Source organism: Halorubrum sp. Atlit-26R (assembly GCF_003666015.1).
Lineage (GTDB): Archaea > Halobacteriota > Halobacteria > Halobacteriales > Haloferacaceae > Halorubrum.
On the sequence record NZ_QPLT01000001.1, the window covers coordinates 258,831 to 278,025 of the forward strand.

Consider the following 19,195-nt stretch of genomic DNA (forward strand, 5'->3'; position numbering starts at 1 on the left):
AAATAACTGACTGTGAATCGATAGGCTACACCGCCAAAGCTCCAGCCGCTCGCTTATAAATCGCTGCTACCAGATCGACAGACGACACCTCCAAAGCCCCAGTCGCGAGGCGGACGCACGCTCGCTGCGCGCCTCACTCGGTCGCTTGCGCTCCCTCGTTCGGTGCTTACGTCGCCTGCGTCCGCCTCGCGACTGCCCCTTTGAGTCCCGCCCCGCTCCGCACAGCACCTCACGCCTCCCCAGCCTCGTCGCTCACGCCCTACGGGCGTTCGCGACTCCCTCGCGCGTGCTGGCTCGCGGCCGCCGAGGGCGGCCGCTCGCAGGCACGCGCCGACCGCACCGTTGTTTATAAGTAACAGACGGCACCCGCTCTCGGATATTTAAATATCGCATCGCTCGCCGGTGTCTCCGTGCTGACCGGAATCCGTCTCGGTCGTCCCTTCAGAGGTCGACGCCGTCCGGGTCGTCCCACTCGTCGTCCGCGTCGTCGTCGTCCGCCTCCGTCCCCGCCGGGCCGAGGCGCTTCTCGCCTTGGCGTGACTCGTGGACCGCGAAGCCGCCGGTGCGGCCGTCGTCGCCGCCGGCGTACGGGTCCTCCTCGGGGTCGTAGTCGAGTTCGTCGCGCTCGAAGACGTACGCGAGGAAGCCGAACAGCGGCACGGCGAACGAGATGAGCGCCCACTTGCGCGGGTTCATTCCGTACTTTGGCGCGTCGACGTACGCGTAGGCGGCGAAGCCGACGAGCCACGCGAGCGGGACGCCGACGAGGATGACGGCGAGGAACGGTGTCATACCGTCGCTTCGACCGCGCGGTAATAAGCGGTGCGGGCGGCGTCTGCGCCCCGCTCCGGCGCCGGGGAGGGCGGACCGGCGGCCGACCGCGGCCTAGAGGAACGGCCGCCAGTAGTACGGGCTGACGAACCCCTCGATGACGGCGGCGACGGCGAATAAGATTCCGAGCCCGACGGTCACCCAGAACGCGGTCTCCAAGGCGTCGGCGAGCCGCTCGCGGCTCGCGCGGCCGCGGAACGTCCGCCACGAGACGGCGCCGAGGTGGACGCCGAGCGCGCCCGAGACGACGAGCGCGGGGATCTCGAAGATCCCATGCGGGGTGACGAACGCGGCCAGCGCCAGCAGGTTCTCTTCGAGGGCGGCGGTGGCGCCGAGCACGAGGCCGTTGAACGCGAGCGACGAGAGCGCGGGGAGGGCGAACCCCACGCCGGAGAAGGCGGTCGCGATCGCGACGCCCCAGTTGTTCCCGAAGTACGTCAGCGTCGCCACGGGCGGGATCTGTCCGGCGATCCGCCCCTCGATCGAAGTCGGGACCGTCTCGGCGAACGGCGCGGCGGCGAGCCACCCGAGCACGCCGAATCCGACCGCGACCGCGAGCGCGAGAACGTGACTGCCCGGCGTCGACCGGACGAACCCGCTCAGCTCCCGCCACCCGCGGCGGAGGCCGCCGACGAACTGCGCCCTGACGCCGGCCTCCGGCGGCGAGACGGGGTCGACCGTGCCGCGGTAGTCGCCGTAGAGGACGGTCTTCAGCAGGTCGAGCGCGGGCGCGACGACGACCGCGCTGGCGAGCGCGACGACGGGCCCCCCACCGACGAACGCGACCCCGGAGGCGACCGACGCGACGGCGACCAGCGTCCCGATCGCGACCACGAGGTAGGCGGCGGCGTCGACCGGGTTCGAGCGCACGAAGCCGCCCGCGCCCTCGACGCCCCCGACCACGCCGGCGTCGTCGACGACGACGGCCACCGGCGCGAACGCGAAGAGAATTCGGACGAGCGCGAGGGCGACGAAGCCGACGAGCAGGGCGGCGACCGCGACCGCGGCGCCGAGGAACGGGTTCGCGAGGAACGCCGCGCCGACCGCGATCGAGCCGAGCGCGACGACGCCGATCCAGAGGAGCAGCTCGGCGACGTAGAGGCCGAGGAACGTGAGCCAGCGGGAGCGAGCGCCCGCGACCCCTCTAACGAGCCCTCGCCCGTCGCGGAGGCTCGCGATGACCGCCGAGAGCTGGCCGGCCGAGACGACGGCGTAGGCGACGATCGCGAGGACGACCGTGACGAGCACGCCGGCGACGAACAGGATCCCGACGGTCGGCGTCAGGAGGGGCTCGAACGCGGGCGTCAGCCCCTCGGCCCACGCCTGAAGCGCCTCGGGGTCCTGCGTCTCCGGCGGCGGCTCGACTCCGGCGAGCGCGTCGCCGGCGGCCGCGAGCCGCCCGGAGAGTTCGAGGTGGAGGTAGATGCCCGCGAGCGCGGCGAACGTGCCGAGGCGGGCGATCACCGGCACCGCGGTGCCGAGGAGATAGAAGGGGAGGACGTCTGCGGGGCGTCGGCGGAGGGTCGCTGTCGTTGCCGTGACGGCGGCGGAGAGGTCCATGTCTCCCGATCGGCCGTCCGATACTTAAAAACGGGAGTCCGAGCCGCCGCCGGACAGCGGCGGGAGGACCGAGCTAGTCCCAGAACGACTGGGTGCGCGCGTACTCCCGCTCCTGCCGGAGCACGTCGCGGTAGAACTCGTCTTCGTCCTCGCGGAGCTTGTTGATGATCCGCGCGGCGTTGTGGGGGCCGACGCCGCGGGCGGCGAGGGCGATCACCGCCCGCTTCCCGTGCGTCTGGACGAGGCTCGCGGCGCGGTGGGCGCGCTCGGTGCGGCGCTCCTGCTCGTCGTCCTTCTCGGGCGCGCGCACCGCGGCGACCGTCTCGTCGTCCCACGGGTTCAGCGCCGCGATCCGGGTGGAGCCGCACTCCGGACACTCGGGCTGGTCGCGGACGCGCCGGACCTTCGTCGTGTGCTTCCAGTCCGTACAGTGGAGACAGAAGAGGATCACCCGGTCGTCCCGAATCCGCTCCTTGACCGTCTCGATCACGTCCGCGTCGGCGTTGTCGGGGACGAGGAACTCCGTGCCGGCGGAGCGGCCCGCGGTCCCGAGCGGGGTGCGCTCGCGGGCGATCGCGAGGTCGAGCGCTCCCTCCTGAATCCCCGCGAGCAGGTCGGCCGTCTCCGGCACCGCGAGGTCGGCGTGGAACACCTCGCGGAGCGCCTCGTCGTAGACGGGGGTGTCTTCGAGGGCGGCGAGCAGGCGGTCGCCGCCGAACTTCCCTCGCCCCTCCTTGTACCGCTTGACGGCGCCGAACTTCGCGGCGACCTGCGCGAGCGTGAACTTCAGCGCGTCCGACTTCTTCACCGCCAGTTCGAGGTACGCCTCTAAGCGGTCGGGGTCGGTCGTCTCCAGCACCTCGCGGAAGTCACCGACGCCGGCGTCGGGGGGCACCTCGAACTCGATCCGGTACGGGTCCACGTCCATCCCCACCGACGAGCCGGCGCGCTGGCCGACGAGCGCGGCGAGCAGGCGCGCGAGCGTCTCGTTGACCTCGTGGCCGAACGCGGCGTTGACGGCGACGGTGCGCGCGCTCCCCTCGATAACGATCCGCTCGTCGGTGGGCACGGGATGGCCGGCGTCGACGTGGTCGACGACCGGCTTCAGCGCGCTCGCGACCGTCTCCTCGTCGGTCGGGTATCGCTCCGCGAGGTCGGCCGCGACGGCTTCGGGGGTGGAGCCGGCCTCCAAGGCCGCCGCGGCCTCGCCGCGTATTCGGCCGACCTCCTCGGCGACGGGCTTCGGGACGGGGATCTCCTGGCCGACCCACGAGGGTACTTCCCCCGTGGGGTCCGGGATCGGCGTCACGTTCACGCGCTCCTCCTCCTCGTCGATCTCCGTGATCTTCCACATCTCGCCGCGCTGGACGAACGTCTCGCCAGGGCCGGCGAAGTTGACAACGAACTGCTCGTCTAAGGTCCCGATACCCCGCCGCGAGGACATGTCGTACACCTCGTAGGTGGCCTCGTCGGGGATCATCGAGAGGTTCGCGTAGAAGTACTGCCACGTCCCGCCCGACTTTTCGAGGGTGTCCGTCTCCTCGTCGAGCCACAGCAGGCGGTTGCCGTCGAGCTCGCGGACGACCTCCTGGAACTCGGGCTCCGAGAGGTCGGTGAAGGGGTAGGCGTTCGTGATCGTCTGGTACGCCTCGCGGGCGTGGACCTCCCCCTCGTCCATCACGAGGCCGACGATCTGGTTGGCAACCGTGTCGAGGCTCCCGTGGTGGATGTTCGCGGGCTCGACGAGCTCCTCGCCGGCGCGGCGCGCGATGGCGAGGGCTTCGAGGGTGTCGTCGCCGCCCTGCGTCACGACGGTCCCCTCGGAGACGAGGTCGCGGCGGTGTCCCGCGCGGCCGACGCGCTGGAGCAGGCGGGCGACCTCGCGCGGGCTCCCGTACTGGACCACGTGGTCGACGCGCCCCACGTCGATCCCGAGCTCCATCGAGGAGGTGCAGACGAGCCCGTCGAGATCGCCTGATTTGAACCGGTCTTCCACGTCGATCCGGACCTCCTTCGACAGCGAGCCGTGGTGGAGCTCGATCTCGGTGGGATCCTCAATTCCCCGGTCGCGGTCCGTCTCCGCGAGCGTCTTGAACCGCGAGCCGAGCGCCTCCGCGGTCTGTCGCGTGTTGACGAAGATCAGCGTCGACTCGTGGGTCGCGACGATCTCGCGGATCGTCCGGACGTGGCTCGCGGTCGTCTCGTCGACCGCGAGTTCGCCCGCGAGGCGGGTGTCCGCGTCCGTAATCTCGGGGTCGAGGACGCGCACGTCGGTCCGCGTCCCGGCCGCGACCTCGACCGTCTCGAAGTCGCGGTCGCCGGGGCGGTCGGGGTCGCGTTTCCCCGTCCCGACGAGGAACCGGCCGACCTCCTCCGGGTCCCCCACCGTCGCGGAGAGGCCGACCCGCTGGAACGGCCCCGCGACGCGGCGGAGGCGTTCGAGCCCTATCGTGAGCTGCGCGCCGCGCTTCGCCGAGGCCAGCTCGTGGACCTCGTCGACCACGACGTGCGCGACGTCTTCGAGGGCGGCCCGCATCTTCGAGCCGGTGAGGATCGCTTGGAGGCTCTCCGGCGTCGTGATGAGCACGTCCGGGGGGTCGTCGGCCTGCTTCGACCGCTCGTACTGAGTCGTGTCGCCGTGGCGCACCGCCACCTCGACGCCGAGGGTCTCGCCCCACCACTCCAACCGGTCCATCATGTCGCGGTTGAGCGCGCGGAGGGGAGTGATGTAGAGGGCCGAGATACCCTCGCGGGGCCGGGCGCCGGGCGCGTTCCGGGCGTCGACGATCGCGTCGAAGACGGGGAGCATCGCGGTCTCCGTCTTCCCGGTGCCGGTCGGCGCGAGCACGAGGGCGTTCTTCCCGGCCGCGAGCGGGGGGACCGCCTCGCGTTGGGGCTCGGTGGGCGTGGTGAACCCCCGCTCCGAGAGCGCCTCGCGGACCTCGCTCCCGAGGTGCGCGAACGCGTCCATCCCCGACGGTTCCGGCATTCTGTGATCGTCGGAGGTTGGGGGCTCGGGCGATTAAGCCCGTCGCTGTGCGAGATCGTCCCGAGTGCGACCGGGTCTCGGCCGCCTCCGCCCGGCCCGTCTCGCGCTCAGTCCGCGAGGGGAAGTTCGACGGTGAACACGCTCCCGGTCGGATCGTTGTCCGTCACCCACACGTCGCCGTCGTACTTGTCGACGAGCGTCTTGACGAGGTACAGTCCGATCCCCGTTCCCCCGCTCTCTAGCCCTTTCTCGCCCTCTTGGAAGATCTGCTCTTTGTGATCGTCGGCGATCCCGGGGCCGTTGTCCGCGATCGACACGCGCACCGCCTCCGCCGACAGCTCGGTCGACACCGCGATCTCGGCCACCCGCTTGTCGTTGTGGACGACCGCGTTCGTCAGCAGATTCCGGAACACCGCCTCCAGCAGGTCGTCCGCCAACACCGTCACGTCCGGGATCGACCCGTCGACGGTGACCGCGGCGCGGTCCTCGTCCGACCGGACCCGTTGGATCTGCCCGGTGAGCTCGGTCCGGAGGCGCATCGGCGTCCTGTCGGATCCGGCCTGTAACAGCACGTCCGTGACGTCTTTGGCGGTCTCCGTGATTTCGGCCGCCTGCCGCGCCGCGCCGATGACCGTCCGCGCGTACGTTCGACTCCGGTCGTCCGGGAGCGAGTCTTCGAGCAGTTCGGTGTACGACTCGACCACCATCAGCTGGTTTCGGATGTCGTGGCGAACGACCTGGTTCAGCAGCTTGAGGTTGTCCCGCTGCTCTTCGAGCGTGCGCTCGTACTCCTTGAGGTCAGTCACGTCGCGGGCGTATCCCAACACGGCGTCTTCGCCCGTTTCGGCGATCTGGTAGGGGATCTTCGTCGTCTGGAGGATGCGCGTGTCCCCGGCAGCCGTGGTTAGCGTCTCCTCGCCGACGTTCTTCGGTTCGCCCGACTCGATCACCTCCAAATCGTCCTGTCGAAACGCGTCGGAGTCGTCGGCGTCCGGAATGATCTCTCCCTCGGTTTTGCCCTCGACCTCCTCGGGCGTCTTCCCGTACGCCGCCGCGGTCGCCTCGTTCGCCAGGAGGTACTCGCCCTCGCGGTTCTTCACGAACACCAGGTCCGGCATGAGGTCGATGACCGTCCGCAGTTCCTCGCGCGTCGATTCGAGCGCCGCCTCGTACCGCTTCCGCTCGGTGATGTCTTGGAACAGTCCGAGCGCGCCGGTGACCGTCCCGTCGTCGTCGTCGAACTCCGGATCGGCGATCGCTCTGACCCACCGGGTCTCATCGTTCGCCGTGACGATCCGCAACTCGAGGTCGTACGACTCGCCATCGTCTCTCAGCCGCTCGAAGGCGCTCTCGATGGCGTCGCGATCGTCCGGATGATAGAACTCGAGCCCGTCAGCGATCTCGACCGACTCGGTCGTCGGTACCTCGTGGATTCGGTACACCTCGTCGCTCCACGTGAGCGACTCGTCGCCCAGATCGACCTCCCACCAGCCGATCGACGCGCTCTCTTGGGTGCGCTCGATGAGGGTTCGCGTCCGCTTCAGCTCCGCCTCTCGGCGCTTCTGCTCGTGGACGTCGAGGTGGATGCCGACCGCCCGGACCGGCTCTCCGTCGCCGTCCCGCTCGACGACCTTTCCGATGTCGCGGATCCACTTCCACTCCCCCGACGCGGTCCGCATCCGGTGTTCCGCGTCGTAGTACTCGGTCTCCCCGGCGACGTGGGCCGACAGGGCGTCTTCGACCGCCGCGAGGTCGTCGGGATGGACGCGGCGCTCCCACGCGTCGAGGCGGGATTCGATATCGTCGAGCGAGTGGCCCAGCATCGCCGCCCACTGGTCGTTGAACTCGACCTCGTCCGTGGTCATGTCCCAGTCCCAGACGCCGAGGTTCGCGCCCTCTATCGCTAGTTCGAGCCGGTCTTTGATCCGCTGGACCGTTCGCTCCCGCTCCTTCTGTTCCGTCACGTCGCGGGCGACGCCGACGACCCGCGTCACCGACCCGTCCTCGACGACCGGGCTCAGCCGCGTCTGCCACTCCCTCCGCCCCTCGGGCAGCGCGAGCGACTCCTCGTACTCGATCGTCTCGCGGGCCTCGACGCAGCGGCGGTAGTTCTCGGCGACCGACGCCCCCTGCTCGTCGCCCAGCAGTTCCCGCGGCGTCTTGCTGCGGATATCTTCCAGCGGAATCCCGGTGAGTCGTTGGTGCGACGCGTTCGTCCGCCGGAAGCGAAAGGTGTACCCCTCGTCTCCGCCTTCGACGTCGATCAGAAAGACCGCGTCTTCCATCTCACAGAAGATCGTCTCGTAGACGCTCCTGTCCTCGTTCCCGACGGCGATATCGGGCCCGGACTCGGAGGGCGGTCCTTGCCTCTTCTCCATGCGTCATAGTTAGACAGCCGATATATAATCGATTCCGATCCGGGGGTCCCGCCCCGCTACGTCACGCCGCCCCCGTTCGTCGCGTACGCCTCGTGCGCGCCCGATTCGAGGACCGCCTCGACCTCGTCGACGACTTCCAGCACGTCGGCGAACGAGGTGTACGGCGCGGCGGGACAGACTCGGACCACGTTCGGCGGCCGGAAGTCGACGACGACGCCCCGGTCTTTGAGCGCCTCGCTCAGGCGCTCGGGGTCGGGGTGTTCGAGGGCGACGTGCCCGCCGCGGGCGTCGTACTCGCGCGGCGTGCCGACGGAGACCTCGGGAAGCCGGTCGTCGACGAGCGCGATCAGGAAGTCCGTGAGCGCGAGCGACTTCTCGCGCAGGCGCTCGATTCCGGCCTCGCGGAGGAGCTCGATGGACCCCTCCAGCGGCGCGGCCGAGAGCAGCGGCGGCGTGCCGATCTGCCACGCGCCCGCGGAGTCGGCCGGGGTGTAGGTCATGTTCATCTCGAACTGGGTTTCCTTCTCGTGGCCCCACCAGCCCGCCAGCGCGGGGGTGAGCCCGTGGTGACGCTCCGAGACGTACAGCGCGCCGATCGACCCCGGACCGGCGTTGAGGTACTTGTACGTGCACCACACCGCGAAGTCGACGCCTGCGTCGTCGAACGCGTGCGGGACGGCGCCCGCGGAGTGGGCCGCGTCGAAGCCGGCGTACGCGCCCGCCTCGTGGGCGGCCGCCGCGATCCGCTCGACGTCGAACAGCTGGCCCGACCGGTACAGCGCGGTCGGCATCCAGACGATCCCCACGTCGTCGTGCGCTTCCAGCGCGGCCTCGATATCCCGTGGGTCGATCGTCCGCCCGTCGCGGCTCGGGACGAGTCGGAGCTTCTCGTCGGGATCGATCCCACGTTGGCGGAGCTGCGCCCGGATCGCGTAGTGGTCGGAGGGGAAGTCGAGCTCGTTGACGAGGACGGCGGGGTCGGCGTCGGCGTCGCCGTTCGGCGCCCACGTCCCGTCGGCCGCCGCAAAGCTCGCGCGGTCCGGCCCGTTGCCGGCCAGCAGTTCGTCGAGGAACGTGCCGATCAGGGTGTGAATGTTCACCGTGATCGAGTTGCCGACGACCACCTCCGCGGGGTCGGCGCCCACGAGCGGCGCGAGCGCGTCGCCGAGCCGCTCGCCGACCTCGAACCACGGCGGGTCGGCGTCGGTCCACCCCGCGATCAGCCGGTCGCGCCACTCGTCGACGACGCGGTCGAGGCTCGCGAGGGCGGCGTCGCTCGCGGGCCCGAGCGAGTTTCCGTCCATGTAGAGCAGGTCGTCCGGAATCCGGTAGCGGTCGGCGAACCCGGAGAGCGGGTCCGCGTCGTCGAGTCGGGCGGCGAGGACGGCGGGGTCGGCGTCGTTCGGGCCGTCGCCGGCCGCGTCGTCGCCGCCGAGCCCCTCGCCCGCGAGCGCGTCCCGCGCGGGGGCGTACGGATCGTCCATACGGAAAGGGACCGCGCCGGCGACTAAGCGTTTCCGGGGGCGGCCGAGCCCGCCGGATCCCTCTCCGGGCGTCGGCCGCTACTCGACGATGTCGATGGCGGGGCGTCCCGGTTCGGCCTTGTTGACGACGCTCTCGTCGGCGTCTTCGGCGCGCTCGACGCGGACCGGCGCGTCGAACTCGCGCTCGATCAGCCACGCGGCCGCGCGTAAGGCGTCGTACTCGGCGTCGCCGTCGAGCGTCTCCCGTAACGCCTCGCGGTTCGCCTGGAGGTCCTGGCCGTACGAGGCGGCGGCGTCCCCCTGTTCGCGGATGTGCGACTCGCCCATCAGCTCGGAGATGAGGTTGTCCGCGTCGCTGTCGATCGCGATCTCGAGGGCGTCGTACTTCCAGTCGGGCGCGACGACGACGTCGATCCGCTCGGGATCGTCGATTCCCGCGACCTCGACGATGTCGCGCACGTCCTCGCGGGTGTTCGCGACCAGCCGGCGCCGGCGCTCGACGGTGTCGCGATCGACGCTCGCGGTCGGCCACTCGGCCTCCGCGACGAAGCCGTCGCGGCCGAGCGTCTCCCACAGCTCCTCGGCGAGGTGGGGCGCGACCGGCGCGAGCAGGCGGACCGCGACGTCGACGCCGCGCTCGAAGACGTCGGGGTGCGGGTCGGCGTGTTCGCGGTAGCTCCGGAGCGTTCCCACGAGGTCCTGCGCCTCGCGGAGCGCGACGTTGAAGGTGAGATCGTCGTACTCCGCGCCCGCGATGGCGACCGCGGCGTCCGTCTCGTCGGCGACGTAGTCGTCGATCTCGCCCCGGTCGGCGGCCTCGGCGTCACCCTCGCCGTCGAGCGCCACGTCGCCCGCCGCGTACGCCTCGACGAGGTCGTTGAGGCGGGTCAGGAACCGGTGGGTGGACCTGACGCCCTCCTCGGACCAGCCGAAGTCGCGCTCGGGCTGGGCGGCCTCCATCATGAACAGCCGCGCGGTGTCGGCGCCGTACTCGTCGACGATGCGCTGGGGCGAGACGACGTTCCCCTTCGACTTGGACATCTTCTCGCCCTCTAACTGGACCATCCCCTGCGCCAGCAGGTTCGTGAACGGCTCGCGGTGCGCTAAGTCCTCCTCGTCGGCCAGCACCTTGGTGAAGAAGCGCGAGTACAGCAGGTGCATCACGGCGTGTTCGATGCCCCCGACGTACTGGTCGACCGGCATCCAGTCGTTCGCGCGGTCGAGGTCGAACGGGGCGTCGTCGAGGTCCGGCGAGACGTACCGCAGGAAGTACCACGAGGAGTCGACGAACGTGTCCATCGTGTCCGTCTCGCGGGTCGCGGGCCCGCCGCACTCCGGACAGGTCGTCTCCTGCCACTCCTCGGCGGCGTCCAGCGGATTGCCGGTCGTGTTGATGAACTCCGGCAGCTCGACGGGCAGGTCCTCGTCGGGCACCGGGACCGCCCCGCAGTCGTCGCAGTTGACCATCGGGATCGGCGTCCCCCAGTAGCGCTGCCGGGAGATGCCCCAGTCGCGAAGCTGGTACTGGGTGCTCTCCGCCGCGCTCTCGACGTCTTCGGTGAGCCGCTCGCGGGCCGTCTCGCTGTCGAGGCCGCTGTACTCGCCGGAGTTGATCACGACGCCGTCGTCCGTGAACGCCGCCTCGCTCACGTCGGGGGCCTCCGGGACCGTTTCGCCGTCCCAGTCGTCCGGTTCCGGTGCGACGACGGGCTCGATGTCGACGCCCATCTTCTCCGCGAACGCGTGGTCGCGCTCGTCGTGGCCGGGCACCGCCATCAGCGCGCCGGTCCCCACGTCCGAGAGGACGAAGTCGGCGACGAAGACGGGGATATCGTCGCCCGTGGCGGGGTTGGTGGCGGTGAGGTCGGTCGCGACGCCGTTCGGCTCGTCGCCCTCGGGGTCGGCCTCCTCCTCGATGAACCGTCGAACGTCGTCGTCCTCGGCGGCCAGCTCCTCGCTGATCGGGTGGTCCGGCGCGAGCGCGAAGAACGTCGCGCCGTAGATGGTGTCGATCCGGGTCGTGAACGCGGTGACGGGTTCGTGGCCCTCGATCTCGAAGTCGACCTCGCTCCCGTACTGGCGGCCGATCCAGTTGCGCTGCATCTGTCGGACGGAGTTGGGCCACCCCTCCAGGTCGTCGATCGCCTCCAGCAGCTCGTCAGCGTACTCGGTTATCTTCAGGAACCACTGGTCCAGCTCGCGGGTCTCGACGGGCGTGTCACAGCGCCAGCACAGCTCCGCGTCGCCCTCGACCTGCTCGTCGGCGAGGACGGTCTCGCAGGAGGGACACCAGTTCACCTCGGCGTCGCGGCGCTCCACGAGGCCGGCCTCGTGGAAGCGGCGGAACAGCCACTGGTTCCACCGGTAGTAGTCGGGGGTACAGGTGGTGACCTCGCGGTCCCAGTCGTAGCCGAACCCCATCGACTTCATCTGGCCTCGCATCGTGTCGATGCAGTCGAACGTCCAGTCGCGCGGGTTGGTGTCGCGCTCCTTGGCGGCGTTCTCGGCCGGCAGCCCGAACGCGTCCCACCCCATCGGGTGGAGCACGTCGTCGCCGCGCATCCGCCGGTACCGGGCGTACGCGTCCGTGATGGTGTAGTTTCGGACGTGGCCCATGTGGAGCTTCCCGGACGGGTACGGGTACATCCCGAGGACGTACGTCGGATCCGAGGCCTCGTCCGGGACGTGGTAGACGTCGGCGTCGTCCCACGCCTCCTGCCAGCGTTCCTCGACCGTCGCGTGGTCGTATCCCTCCTGAGACATCTGCTTATATATCCGTGGTCGGCTCGGCGTCGTATAGCTTTCCATCCAGTGGTGGGCCGTGGCACACCGCCCCGCGGGCCGTAACGGCGTCGAGCCCGCCGTCGCCTACAGCTTCTCCGCGTTCCGCGCCTGCTCGACGCGCTTGGTCGCCTGTTCGATCCGCTTGCCGGTCGCGTTCGCGAGCCCGGGCGGGAGCCCGGCCCGCGCGGCCGCGAGCCGCTCTTCGATCCGCGCGATCCGGTCGAGCACGTTCGCCAGCTGTCGATTCGTGCCCTCGGCGTCGCCCTCGCGGGCGCGCTCCTCGGCCCGCCTCGCCTGGTCGACCGCGGCTGCCAGCGCGCGTTCGAGCCCGTTGACCGCGTTCGACGGGCCGCCGCCGCCCGAGCCGTTCCCGCCGCCGGAGCCGCCACCACTCCCGCCGCCGGATTCGTCGTCATCGTCGCCGCCGTCGCTCCCGTCGCCGTCGCCCTCCGCCGCCGCGGCCGCGACCGCTGCGCGCGTCTCCTCGGCCACGTCGGCGACGTAGCCGGCGAGCGGGGCCGCGCCCGTCTCGGGGCGCTCGATCCGGATCGGGTCGGCGCTCCCGCCGGAGTCGTCGTCGCCGTCGTCGCTGCCGGCTCCCAGTGGGTCCGGGTTGACGCGGTACGCGCCGACCTCGTCGTCGGCGTCGCGGACCTCGGTCGTGTACGCGCCGCCGGCGTGGACGTAGACCGCGTCGCTGCCGTCGATCGCGGAGTCGTAGATCCGCCCGGCGAAGTCGTCCTCGACCGCGGTCCGGGTCAGGTCGACGTCGCTCTCCGCGTCCGACAGCTCCACCTTCCGCGCGTCCTCGCGGGCGACGAGCGGGATCTCGCCGTCGACCCCGGCCCTCGTCACCGGCTCGTCCGCCGAGACGGTCAGGGTCTCGCTGTGCGGCGCCCGCCCGGCGCCGTTCACCGTGACGCGGTGGTCCCCCTCGGGGACGCCGTTCGCGACCGCGACGCCGCCGGCGAACGTCGGGACCGCCTCGGGGTCGCTCTCGATCAGGACGAACGACTCGACGCTCGCCTCGGTCGTCGTCAGCCCCTCGCCGTCCGGCGCCTCGTCGCTCTCGGTCGCCTGCATGACGCGCGCGACGACGGCGTCGAGCGACTCGGCGGCGCCGTCGCCGAACGACGGGTCCTCGGCGATCGCGTCGTACCGGGCCGCCAGCTCGGATCGGTGGTTGCCGGCGGTGATGTCGAGCGCCGGGTTCTCGTATCGGGGCTGTTCCCACGGGACGCCGGTCGTCGTGATGTGGCTCGCGACGGCGTCCTCGACGGCCTGCGGAACGGCGAACTCGAAGCTGAGCTGCGGCCCGGTGAACGCCGAGATGTCCTCTAACTCGGCGCTCTCGACGAGCTCGTACTCGACGACCGACTCGGCGACCTCGTCGGCGAGCGCGGCGTCGTCGCCGTCGGCGGTCCCGTCGCCTCCGCCGCCCCCGGACGAGCGCTCGCCGTACCGGTAGGCGATCCCGGTCTCCCGGAGCGGGAGGTCGGTCGGCGGCGAGCGCAGTGCGTCGAGCGAGCGGACCGTGAGGGCGCCGTCGACCAGCGACTCCTCGGCGACTGCGGGGAGGTCGGGATGCTCGTAGATCGGCTCGCCCTCGTACTCGGGGACGACGAAGGGGAGCCGCGCCCCCTCGTCGCGGGGGAGGCCGTACGCGATCGGGACCCCGAGGAGGTCCTCGACCGTGTCGATCGTCGTGTTCGTGATGTCCGCGAGGAGGCCCTCCTCGCCGACGCGCCGGAAGCCGTCGGGGATCTCGTTGACCGAGAGCGTGCTGGAGTGCGAGCCGAGTTCGGGGAGGATCCGCGGGACGACGTCCGGGTCCGGGTCGAGGAACTCGTTGTTCGGCACGCTCCGGGAGTGGGAGCTGGCGACGTACAGCTGGGGGTCGCCCGCCTCGAGGTCGACGAAGACGTGAAGTACCTCCCAGTCGTGCCAGTGGAAGTTCGCGGTGAACTGGTCGAACGCCGAGTAGAACCAGAACTGGACGACCGCGAGCGGGGAGTCCTCGTACCGCATCCCGTTGTAGAACACCGTCGGGTTCGGCGGCTCGCCCGCCTCGTCGTACCGCTCGTGGTAGCCGTCGAACGCCTCGAAGCCGTCGACGACCGTCTCGCCGTCCTCCTCGGCCGCGTACGGGCGCGGGTCGGTCGGGAACCACGGCTCGGCGGCGTCGAAGTACAGCGTCGGCGCGAACCGCGCCGCGAGTTCGTCGAGCCGGTCCGGGTCGAGGTCGCTCGTCGCGGCGTCGTCCGGTTCCGAGCCGGAGCAGCCGGCGACCGCGGCGCTCCCGGCGCCCGCGAGCGCGCCGAGGACGGTCCGGCGGTCGACGCGAGTCTGACGGTCGACGCGGGTCCGACGGTCGACGCGGTTCGCGCTCGCTCCGCCGAACGCGTCGTCCGGATCGGCGTCGCCGCTCTCGTTGTCGCGCTTGTCGGGTGCCCGATTCATCCTCTGGGGCCATGAGAGCCGGAGGAATAACCCTTCTGCCGCCTGCGTCCCGTTCGATCCGCTCGTCTGTCACGACTCATAGCGGGAGTACGTGTAGTACGTCGCTCAGTGTGATGGCGTGGTTGTTTATAAACCGGATCGCGGTGTTGCTGTCGGCTATTTATAAGTGATCGACGCTGCCGCGGTGAACGCCTTCAAAGCCCCAGTCGCGAGGCGGGCGCACGCTCGCTGCGCTCCTCGTCACTCGCGTTGCTCGTTCCTGCGGTGCTTACGTCGCCTGCGCCCGCCTCGCGACTGCCCCTTTGAGTCCCGCCCCGCGCCGCACGGCACAGCACCTCACGCCTCCCCAGCCTCGCCGCTCGCTCCGCTCGCGGCGTCCCTCGCGGGCTGGCTCGCGGCCTCCGCTTCGCTCCGGCCGCTCGCAGGCGCGCCACCGCACCCCCTTTTATAAGCCCTCGTCGCCGCCGCTCACCGTCATTTAAATACGACATCGCGGCCGGCGATCTGCGATACTCACTCCCGAAATCGGTCAAAGCGGCCTCCGTAGCGACCGACCGTTCCGACGGCGACCGCTCCCGAATCGGGTCGCCGCGGATCCGGGGAGAAGGTATTTGCGGCCGGCAGCCCGACTCGGGGGCATGGACGGGAAGCAGGCCCTCTACTACGCGGCGATCGCGATCGCGGTGTTGATCGGGGTCAGCATCGTCGTGAGCGTGGTTTCGGCGATCTTAGGGCTCGTGTCGGCGATCGTCTCCGGGATCGTCTCCCTGGCAGTCCTCGCCGGGATCGTCTACGTCGCTTATAAAGCCGGCTCGTGGCTCCTCGGTGACGACGGGGACTCGATCGGCGCCGATTCGCTCGACTCGATCGGGTCGTCGTCGACCGCGGCCGACACGGGGACCAGCCGGCAGGACCGGCTCCGCCAGCAGTACGTCGAGGGGCAGATCAGCGAGGCGGAGTTCGAGCGCCGCATCGGCGAGGAGTTAGAGACGGAGGAGCTCGACGACATCGACCGCGAACTCGAACGCGAGCGCTGAGGGAATTTAAAAGCGGTCGCGAAGCTCCTCGCGGAGGTCGTCGACGTCGAGGTCCTTCATCGCGAATAACACGAGCAGGTGGTAGACGAGGTCGGCGCTTTCGTAGGTGAGCTCCTCGCGGTCGTCGTCTTTCGCCGCCAGGATCGCCTCCGTCGTCTCCTCGCCGATCTTCTCTAAGACGGCGTTCTCGCCCTTCTCGTGGGTGAAGAGGGAGGCCGTGTACGACCCATCCGGGAGCTCTTCCTTCCGCGATTCGATGGTGGCGAACAGCTCGTCGAGGACGGCCTCGGACGGGACGCCCGGGTCCTCGTCGGCTTGGGGGCCCTCGTCGCGCTCGGGGGTCGGACCGTCGCCATCGGGGGTCGGGCCGTCGCCGTCGGTCGGGTCGCTCACGCGACCACCTCCCGCTCGGGGAAGAACGCGAGGTCGTGGATCCGCGGGTCGTCGGTGAGCTCCGGGTGGAACGCGGTGGCGACGACCGGGCCGTCGCGGACCGCGACCGGGCGGCCGTCGACCGTCGCGAGCGTCTCGACGCCCGCGCCCACGTCGTCGATGGCCGGCGCGCGGATGAACACGGCGTGGAAGGGGTCGTCGAGCCCGGCGACCGGTATCTTCGCCTCGAAGGAGTCCTTCTGTCGCCCGAACGCGTTGCGGTCGACGGAGACGTCGACCAGCCCCAGCGGCTCGACCCGGTCGTCCTTCGCGTCGTTCGAACAGACGATGAGCCCGGCACAGGTCGCGAGGACGGGCTTTCCGCTCGCGACGTGGTCTCGGATCTCGGCGGCGATCCCCTCGCGGCCGATCAGCCGCGAGATGGTCGTCGACTCCCCGCCCGGCATGAGGAGGACGTCGCAGTCGGGGACGATCCCCGCGTCCCGGACCTCGACGACCTCGGCGGACTCGTCGTGGGCGGCCGCGGCGTTGCGCACGGCGGCGGCGTGTTCGGCCACGTCGCCCTGAACGGCGATGACGCCTGCTTTCATACGGATCGGTGGGGCGGGCGCGTGGAAAAAGGGCGCGCTACGCAGGCGGTCGATTCGGGGTCAGTCCATCCGCAAAACGAGGGCGGTGCGAACCTACGCGACGGTCAGCGACAGGATCTGGACGAACACGCCGAAGAGGACGCAGAACGCGATGACCGTCTTGGGGTCGATCGCGATGGCGTTCCGGTCCTCGTTCTCGAAGTAGCGGACCAGTCCCGCGCTGGACATCAGCCCGCCGGAGTTGGAACCACTCATGTGCGTTTCTGGGCGGCGCCGGCTTCTAAACGTTTCGTTCGCCGGACCGCGCGGACCGCGCGCACACACGAGTGGGAAACCCTTATGCGCGGGCCGGCGATAGTTGACGCCGACTATGACCGTTCGACTGCTGGATTTCCACGCCGAGTGGTGCGGCCCGTGTAAGACCCAAGACCCCATCCTGGAGGAGATTCAGGAGGACCTCGGCGACGCGTTCGAGCTCCAGAAGGTCGACGTCGACGAGGAGCAGGACGTCGCGAACCAGTACCAGGTCCGCTCGCTCCCGACGCTCATCGTCGAGAACGACGACGGCGTCGTCGACCGCTTCGTCGGCGTCACGCAGCGCGAGGACATCGAGGCCGCCCTCACCGAAGCGGGCGCCTAAAGCGGACACCTGACGCCGGCTCTCGCTCGCACCCGTTCTTCCCGCGGCCGCCGCGGCGTCTCGCAACCTTTTACAGCACCGCCCGTCCAGTAGTCGTATGGCCAGTTTCGACGCCGCCGAACGTCGCATGCTCGACCGACAGATCTGTATGCGCTGTAACGCCCGCAACGCCTCCGAGGCCGAGCGCTGCCGCAAGTGCGGCTACACCAAGCTCCGCCCGAAGGCGACCGAGCGCCGCGCAGCGTAATCAGGTCGGCTCCGGGCCGGGTTCGGCCCTTCTCGCGAATTCACTCTTTGCCGGCCAGCCGTGCGTGCGCCTCGCTTCGACCGCCGGCCGCGCGTGGCCCTCGCGCCTCCCCAGCCTCGCCGCTCGCTCCCACCGGTCGCTCGCGGCGTCCCTCGCGCGTGCGACTCGCGCCCTCCGGACGCTCGTCGGCACGCGCCGACGTGGGCGGTCGGTCTCGTCGCCGCTCGTTTTTTTTTTAAATACGGCTCCCGCTCAGTCGTCCGGGTACTTCGGCTCGCGGCGCTCGGCGCGCTCCGTCGCGCGCTCGATCACCTCGCGGACGGTGTCCGGCCCGTCGGCGGCGCGGTAGACGTCGCCGTGGCCGGGGAACATGGCTTCGGTGGTGTCGGGCAGCCGGTCGAGGATCTCGTGAAGGCTCTCGATCAGGCGCTCGCGCGACTGCCCGGCCATGTCGGTGCGGCCGAACGAGCCGTCGTCGAAGGCGCCGTCGTTGTACACGACCACGTCGCCGGAGTAGCACCGCTCCTCGCCGACGAGCGAGACGTGGTCGTCGGCGTGACCCGGCGTGTGGACGACCTCGCAGGCCTCACTGCCGACGAGTATCTCGTCGCCGTCTTCGAGCGCCACGTCGCGGCGCGGGTGGTCGGCGTACGCGAACACTCGGGGGTCGAAGCGGTCGACGACGGCGTCGAGTTCGCCCACGTGGTCGTGGTGCTGGTGCGTGATCACGACGCGGTCGAGGCCGTCAGCACCGGCGCCGTCGAGCGCGTCGGCGATGACGTCGTCCACGCCCGGCATCGTTCCGGCGTCGACGAGCGTGGTGGCGTCCCCGACGACGAGGTACGCGTTACAGGTGAACTCCTCCGCGTCCGCGGTGACGGTGATCGGCTCCATGCCCGTACTCGCTCGCGGAGCGACAAAAGGGTACAGCCGGGGCGCGCGGGCCGCGTCCGGGCCCCAATCGGGGCCGGCGGCCGTGGATTTATCAGTCGCGCCCTGTTACCCTCACACACATATGGGCTTCGGCAGCTACGACGAGTCCGAACAGGAGAACCAGGACCTGGACGCGGACTTCGACGACGACGACGGCGTCCGGGCTGCCCAGGAGACCCACCAGGGGTCCGTCGACTACGAGCCCGGCGCCTCGAACGACGAGCTTCTCGACCGGCTCCAGGAGATCAAGTCCGAGGACGCGTGAGTGGACCCGCCGAGCCGCACGCTCGGCGTCGCCTTCTCTGACGGCCGCGACGCGAGCCACGCGGCCGGCGTCGTCGTCCGCGCCGACGGGACGCCGGACGGCTTCGCGTTCGCGCGGTGTACCGTCGGCGGAACGGACGCCACCGACGCGGTTATCGACTGCTGGCGCGCGCTCGACCGCGAGGACGTCCGCCACGTCGCCTGCGCGGGCGTCGCGCCCGCGTGGTTCAACCTCCTCGACCTCGACCGGCTCCGCGAGACCCTCGGCCGTCCCGTCTACGCCGTGAGCTACGAGGCGAGCCCCGGCCTCGAACCGGCCCTGCGCGACGCGTTCGACGGCGACGCGCTCGCCGAGCGCCTCGCGACGTACAGGTCGCTCCCGCCGCGCGTTCGGGTCGGCGCCGCGGACTCGGACGGCGACGCGTCGGCCCCCGACGACCCTCGCTTCGTCCGCGCGGTCGGCATCGACCCCGACGACGCCGCCGCGGCGATACGGGGGCTCACCCGCGCCGGCGAGCGGCGCTGCGAGCCGCTCCGGATCGCGGCGCTGGCCGCGAGCGCGCACCGCGAGGCGGCGACCGAGTGACGCGTCCGCCGCCCGACCG

General features: G+C 70.6%; 16 protein-coding genes. 5 read left to right on the forward strand and 11 right to left on the reverse strand.

Annotation, left to right across the window (positions count from 1 at the left end):
* Positions 1 to 441: 441 nt before the first annotated feature.
* From DVK07_RS01205 to DVK07_RS01235, 7 genes are all read right to left on the reverse strand, one after another.
* Complete coding sequence (locus tag DVK07_RS01205; protein WP_121595339.1) at positions 442 to 792, reverse strand: hypothetical protein; 351 nt, start codon at positions 790 to 792, stop codon at positions 442 to 444.
* A gap of 93 nt (positions 793 to 885) precedes the next feature.
* Entirely contained in the window at positions 886 to 2,391 is a 1,506-nt protein-coding gene (locus tag DVK07_RS01210) for a stage II sporulation protein M (RefSeq protein ID WP_121595340.1), read from the reverse strand.
* A gap of 73 nt (positions 2,392 to 2,464) precedes the next feature.
* A complete protein-coding gene (locus tag DVK07_RS01215; protein WP_199719391.1) occupies positions 2,465 to 5,380 on the reverse strand; it encodes a DEAD/DEAH box helicase in 2,916 nt (971 codons plus the stop codon).
* Positions 5,381 to 5,487: 107 nt separating this feature from the next.
* Positions 5,488 to 7,758 carry a PAS domain-containing protein gene (locus DVK07_RS01220; RefSeq protein WP_121595341.1) on the reverse strand — a complete coding sequence of 757 codons (2,271 nt, stop codon included), beginning with the start codon at positions 7,756 to 7,758 and terminating at the stop codon, positions 5,488 to 5,490.
* A gap of 56 nt (positions 7,759 to 7,814) precedes the next feature.
* Positions 7,815 to 9,242, reverse strand: coding sequence for a kynureninase (gene kynU / locus DVK07_RS01225; protein WP_121595342.1), 1,428 nt, complete (start codon positions 9,240 to 9,242; stop codon positions 7,815 to 7,817).
* Positions 9,243 to 9,320: 78 nt separating this feature from the next.
* Positions 9,321 to 12,005, reverse strand: a complete 2,685-nt coding sequence (gene leuS / locus DVK07_RS01230) for a leucine--tRNA ligase (protein WP_121595343.1) — start codon at positions 12,003 to 12,005, stop codon at positions 9,321 to 9,323.
* A 105-nt stretch (positions 12,006 to 12,110) separates the two neighbouring features.
* Complete coding sequence (locus tag DVK07_RS01235; protein ID WP_121595344.1) at positions 12,111 to 14,486, reverse strand: hypothetical protein; 2,376 nt, start codon at positions 14,484 to 14,486, stop codon at positions 12,111 to 12,113.
* 638 nt (positions 14,487 to 15,124) lie between these two features.
* On the opposite strand from DVK07_RS01235, the gene DVK07_RS01240 reads away from it, so the two are divergent.
* Positions 15,125 to 15,523 (forward strand): hypothetical protein, encoded by a 399-nt coding sequence (locus DVK07_RS01240; protein ID WP_121595345.1) that lies wholly within the window; start codon positions 15,125 to 15,127, stop codon positions 15,521 to 15,523.
* Positions 15,524 to 15,529: 6 nt separating this feature from the next.
* On the opposite strand, the gene hisE is transcribed toward DVK07_RS01240, so the two are convergent.
* From hisE to DVK07_RS01255, 3 genes are all read right to left on the reverse strand, one after another.
* Positions 15,530 to 15,916, reverse strand: coding sequence for a phosphoribosyl-ATP diphosphatase (gene hisE / locus DVK07_RS01245; RefSeq protein WP_121595346.1), 387 nt, complete (start codon positions 15,914 to 15,916; stop codon positions 15,530 to 15,532).
* On the reverse strand, positions 15,913 to 16,506 hold the full coding sequence (gene pdxT / locus DVK07_RS01250; RefSeq protein WP_121595347.1) for a pyridoxal 5'-phosphate synthase glutaminase subunit PdxT: 594 nt from the start codon (positions 16,504 to 16,506) through the stop codon (positions 15,913 to 15,915). Before pdxT ends, hisE begins: the two co-directional genes overlap by 4 nt.
* 93 nt (positions 16,507 to 16,599) lie before the next feature.
* Positions 16,600 to 16,761 (reverse strand): preprotein translocase subunit Sec61beta, encoded by a 162-nt coding sequence (locus DVK07_RS01255; protein ID WP_121595348.1) that lies wholly within the window; start codon positions 16,759 to 16,761, stop codon positions 16,600 to 16,602.
* A 115-nt stretch (positions 16,762 to 16,876) separates the two neighbouring features.
* On the opposite strand from DVK07_RS01255, the gene DVK07_RS01260 reads away from it, so the two are divergent.
* Positions 16,877 to 17,146 (forward strand): co-chaperone YbbN, encoded by a 270-nt coding sequence (locus DVK07_RS01260; RefSeq protein WP_004598787.1) that lies wholly within the window; start codon positions 16,877 to 16,879, stop codon positions 17,144 to 17,146.
* A gap of 97 nt (positions 17,147 to 17,243) precedes the next feature.
* Positions 17,244 to 17,393 carry a 50S ribosomal protein L40e gene (locus DVK07_RS01265; RefSeq protein ID WP_006629440.1) on the forward strand — a complete coding sequence of 50 codons (150 nt, stop codon included), beginning with the start codon at positions 17,244 to 17,246 and terminating at the stop codon, positions 17,391 to 17,393.
* A gap of 252 nt (positions 17,394 to 17,645) precedes the next feature.
* Here DVK07_RS01265 and DVK07_RS01270 read toward each other — a convergent pair whose 3' ends face one another.
* Complete coding sequence (locus DVK07_RS01270; RefSeq protein ID WP_121595349.1) at positions 17,646 to 18,287, reverse strand: MBL fold metallo-hydrolase; 642 nt, start codon at positions 18,285 to 18,287, stop codon at positions 17,646 to 17,648.
* A gap of 121 nt (positions 18,288 to 18,408) precedes the next feature.
* On the opposite strand from DVK07_RS01270, the gene DVK07_RS01275 reads away from it, so the two are divergent.
* Complete coding sequence (locus DVK07_RS01275; protein WP_007995123.1) at positions 18,409 to 18,591, forward strand: DUF5786 family protein; 183 nt, start codon at positions 18,409 to 18,411, stop codon at positions 18,589 to 18,591.
* Positions 18,592 to 19,176 carry a DUF99 family protein gene (locus DVK07_RS01280; RefSeq protein WP_121595350.1) on the forward strand — a complete coding sequence of 195 codons (585 nt, stop codon included), beginning with the start codon at positions 18,592 to 18,594 and terminating at the stop codon, positions 19,174 to 19,176.
* The last annotated feature ends 19 nt before the right edge of the window (positions 19,177 to 19,195 follow it).

Bases quoted from the DNA above. Each gene is read 5' to 3' on its own strand.
- DVK07_RS01205 (WP_121595339.1), bottom strand. From the start codon at position 792: ATGACACCGTTCCTCGCCGTCATCCTCGTCGGCGTCCCGCTCGCGTGG.
- DVK07_RS01210 (WP_121595340.1), bottom strand. From the start codon at position 2,391: ATGGACCTCTCCGCCGCCGTCACGGCAACGACAGCGACCCTCCGCCGA.
- DVK07_RS01215 (WP_199719391.1), bottom strand. From the start codon at position 5,380: ATGCCGGAACCGTCGGGGATGGACGCGTTCGCGCACCTCGGGAGCGAG.
- DVK07_RS01220 (WP_121595341.1), bottom strand. From the start codon at position 7,758: ATGGAGAAGAGGCAAGGACCGCCCTCCGAGTCCGGGCCCGATATCGCC.
- kynU (WP_121595342.1), bottom strand. From the start codon at position 9,242: ATGGACGATCCGTACGCCCCCGCGCGGGACGCGCTCGCGGGCGAGGGG.
- leuS (WP_121595343.1), bottom strand. From the start codon at position 12,005: ATGTCTCAGGAGGGATACGACCACGCGACGGTCGAGGAACGCTGGCAG.
- DVK07_RS01235 (WP_121595344.1), bottom strand. From the start codon at position 14,486: ATGAATCGGGCACCCGACAAGCGCGACAACGAGAGCGGCGACGCCGAT.
- DVK07_RS01240 (WP_121595345.1), top strand. From the start codon at position 15,125: ATGGACGGGAAGCAGGCCCTCTACTACGCGGCGATCGCGATCGCGGTG.
- pdxT (WP_121595347.1), bottom strand. From the start codon at position 16,506: ATGAAAGCAGGCGTCATCGCCGTTCAGGGCGACGTGGCCGAACACGCC.
- DVK07_RS01255 (WP_121595348.1), bottom strand. From the start codon at position 16,761: ATGAGTGGTTCCAACTCCGGCGGGCTGATGTCCAGCGCGGGACTGGTC.
- DVK07_RS01260 (WP_004598787.1), top strand. From the start codon at position 16,877: ATGACCGTTCGACTGCTGGATTTCCACGCCGAGTGGTGCGGCCCGTGT.
- DVK07_RS01265 (WP_006629440.1), top strand. From the start codon at position 17,244: ATGGCCAGTTTCGACGCCGCCGAACGTCGCATGCTCGACCGACAGATC.
- DVK07_RS01270 (WP_121595349.1), bottom strand. From the start codon at position 18,287: ATGGAGCCGATCACCGTCACCGCGGACGCGGAGGAGTTCACCTGTAAC.
- DVK07_RS01275 (WP_007995123.1), top strand. From the start codon at position 18,409: ATGGGCTTCGGCAGCTACGACGAGTCCGAACAGGAGAACCAGGACCTG.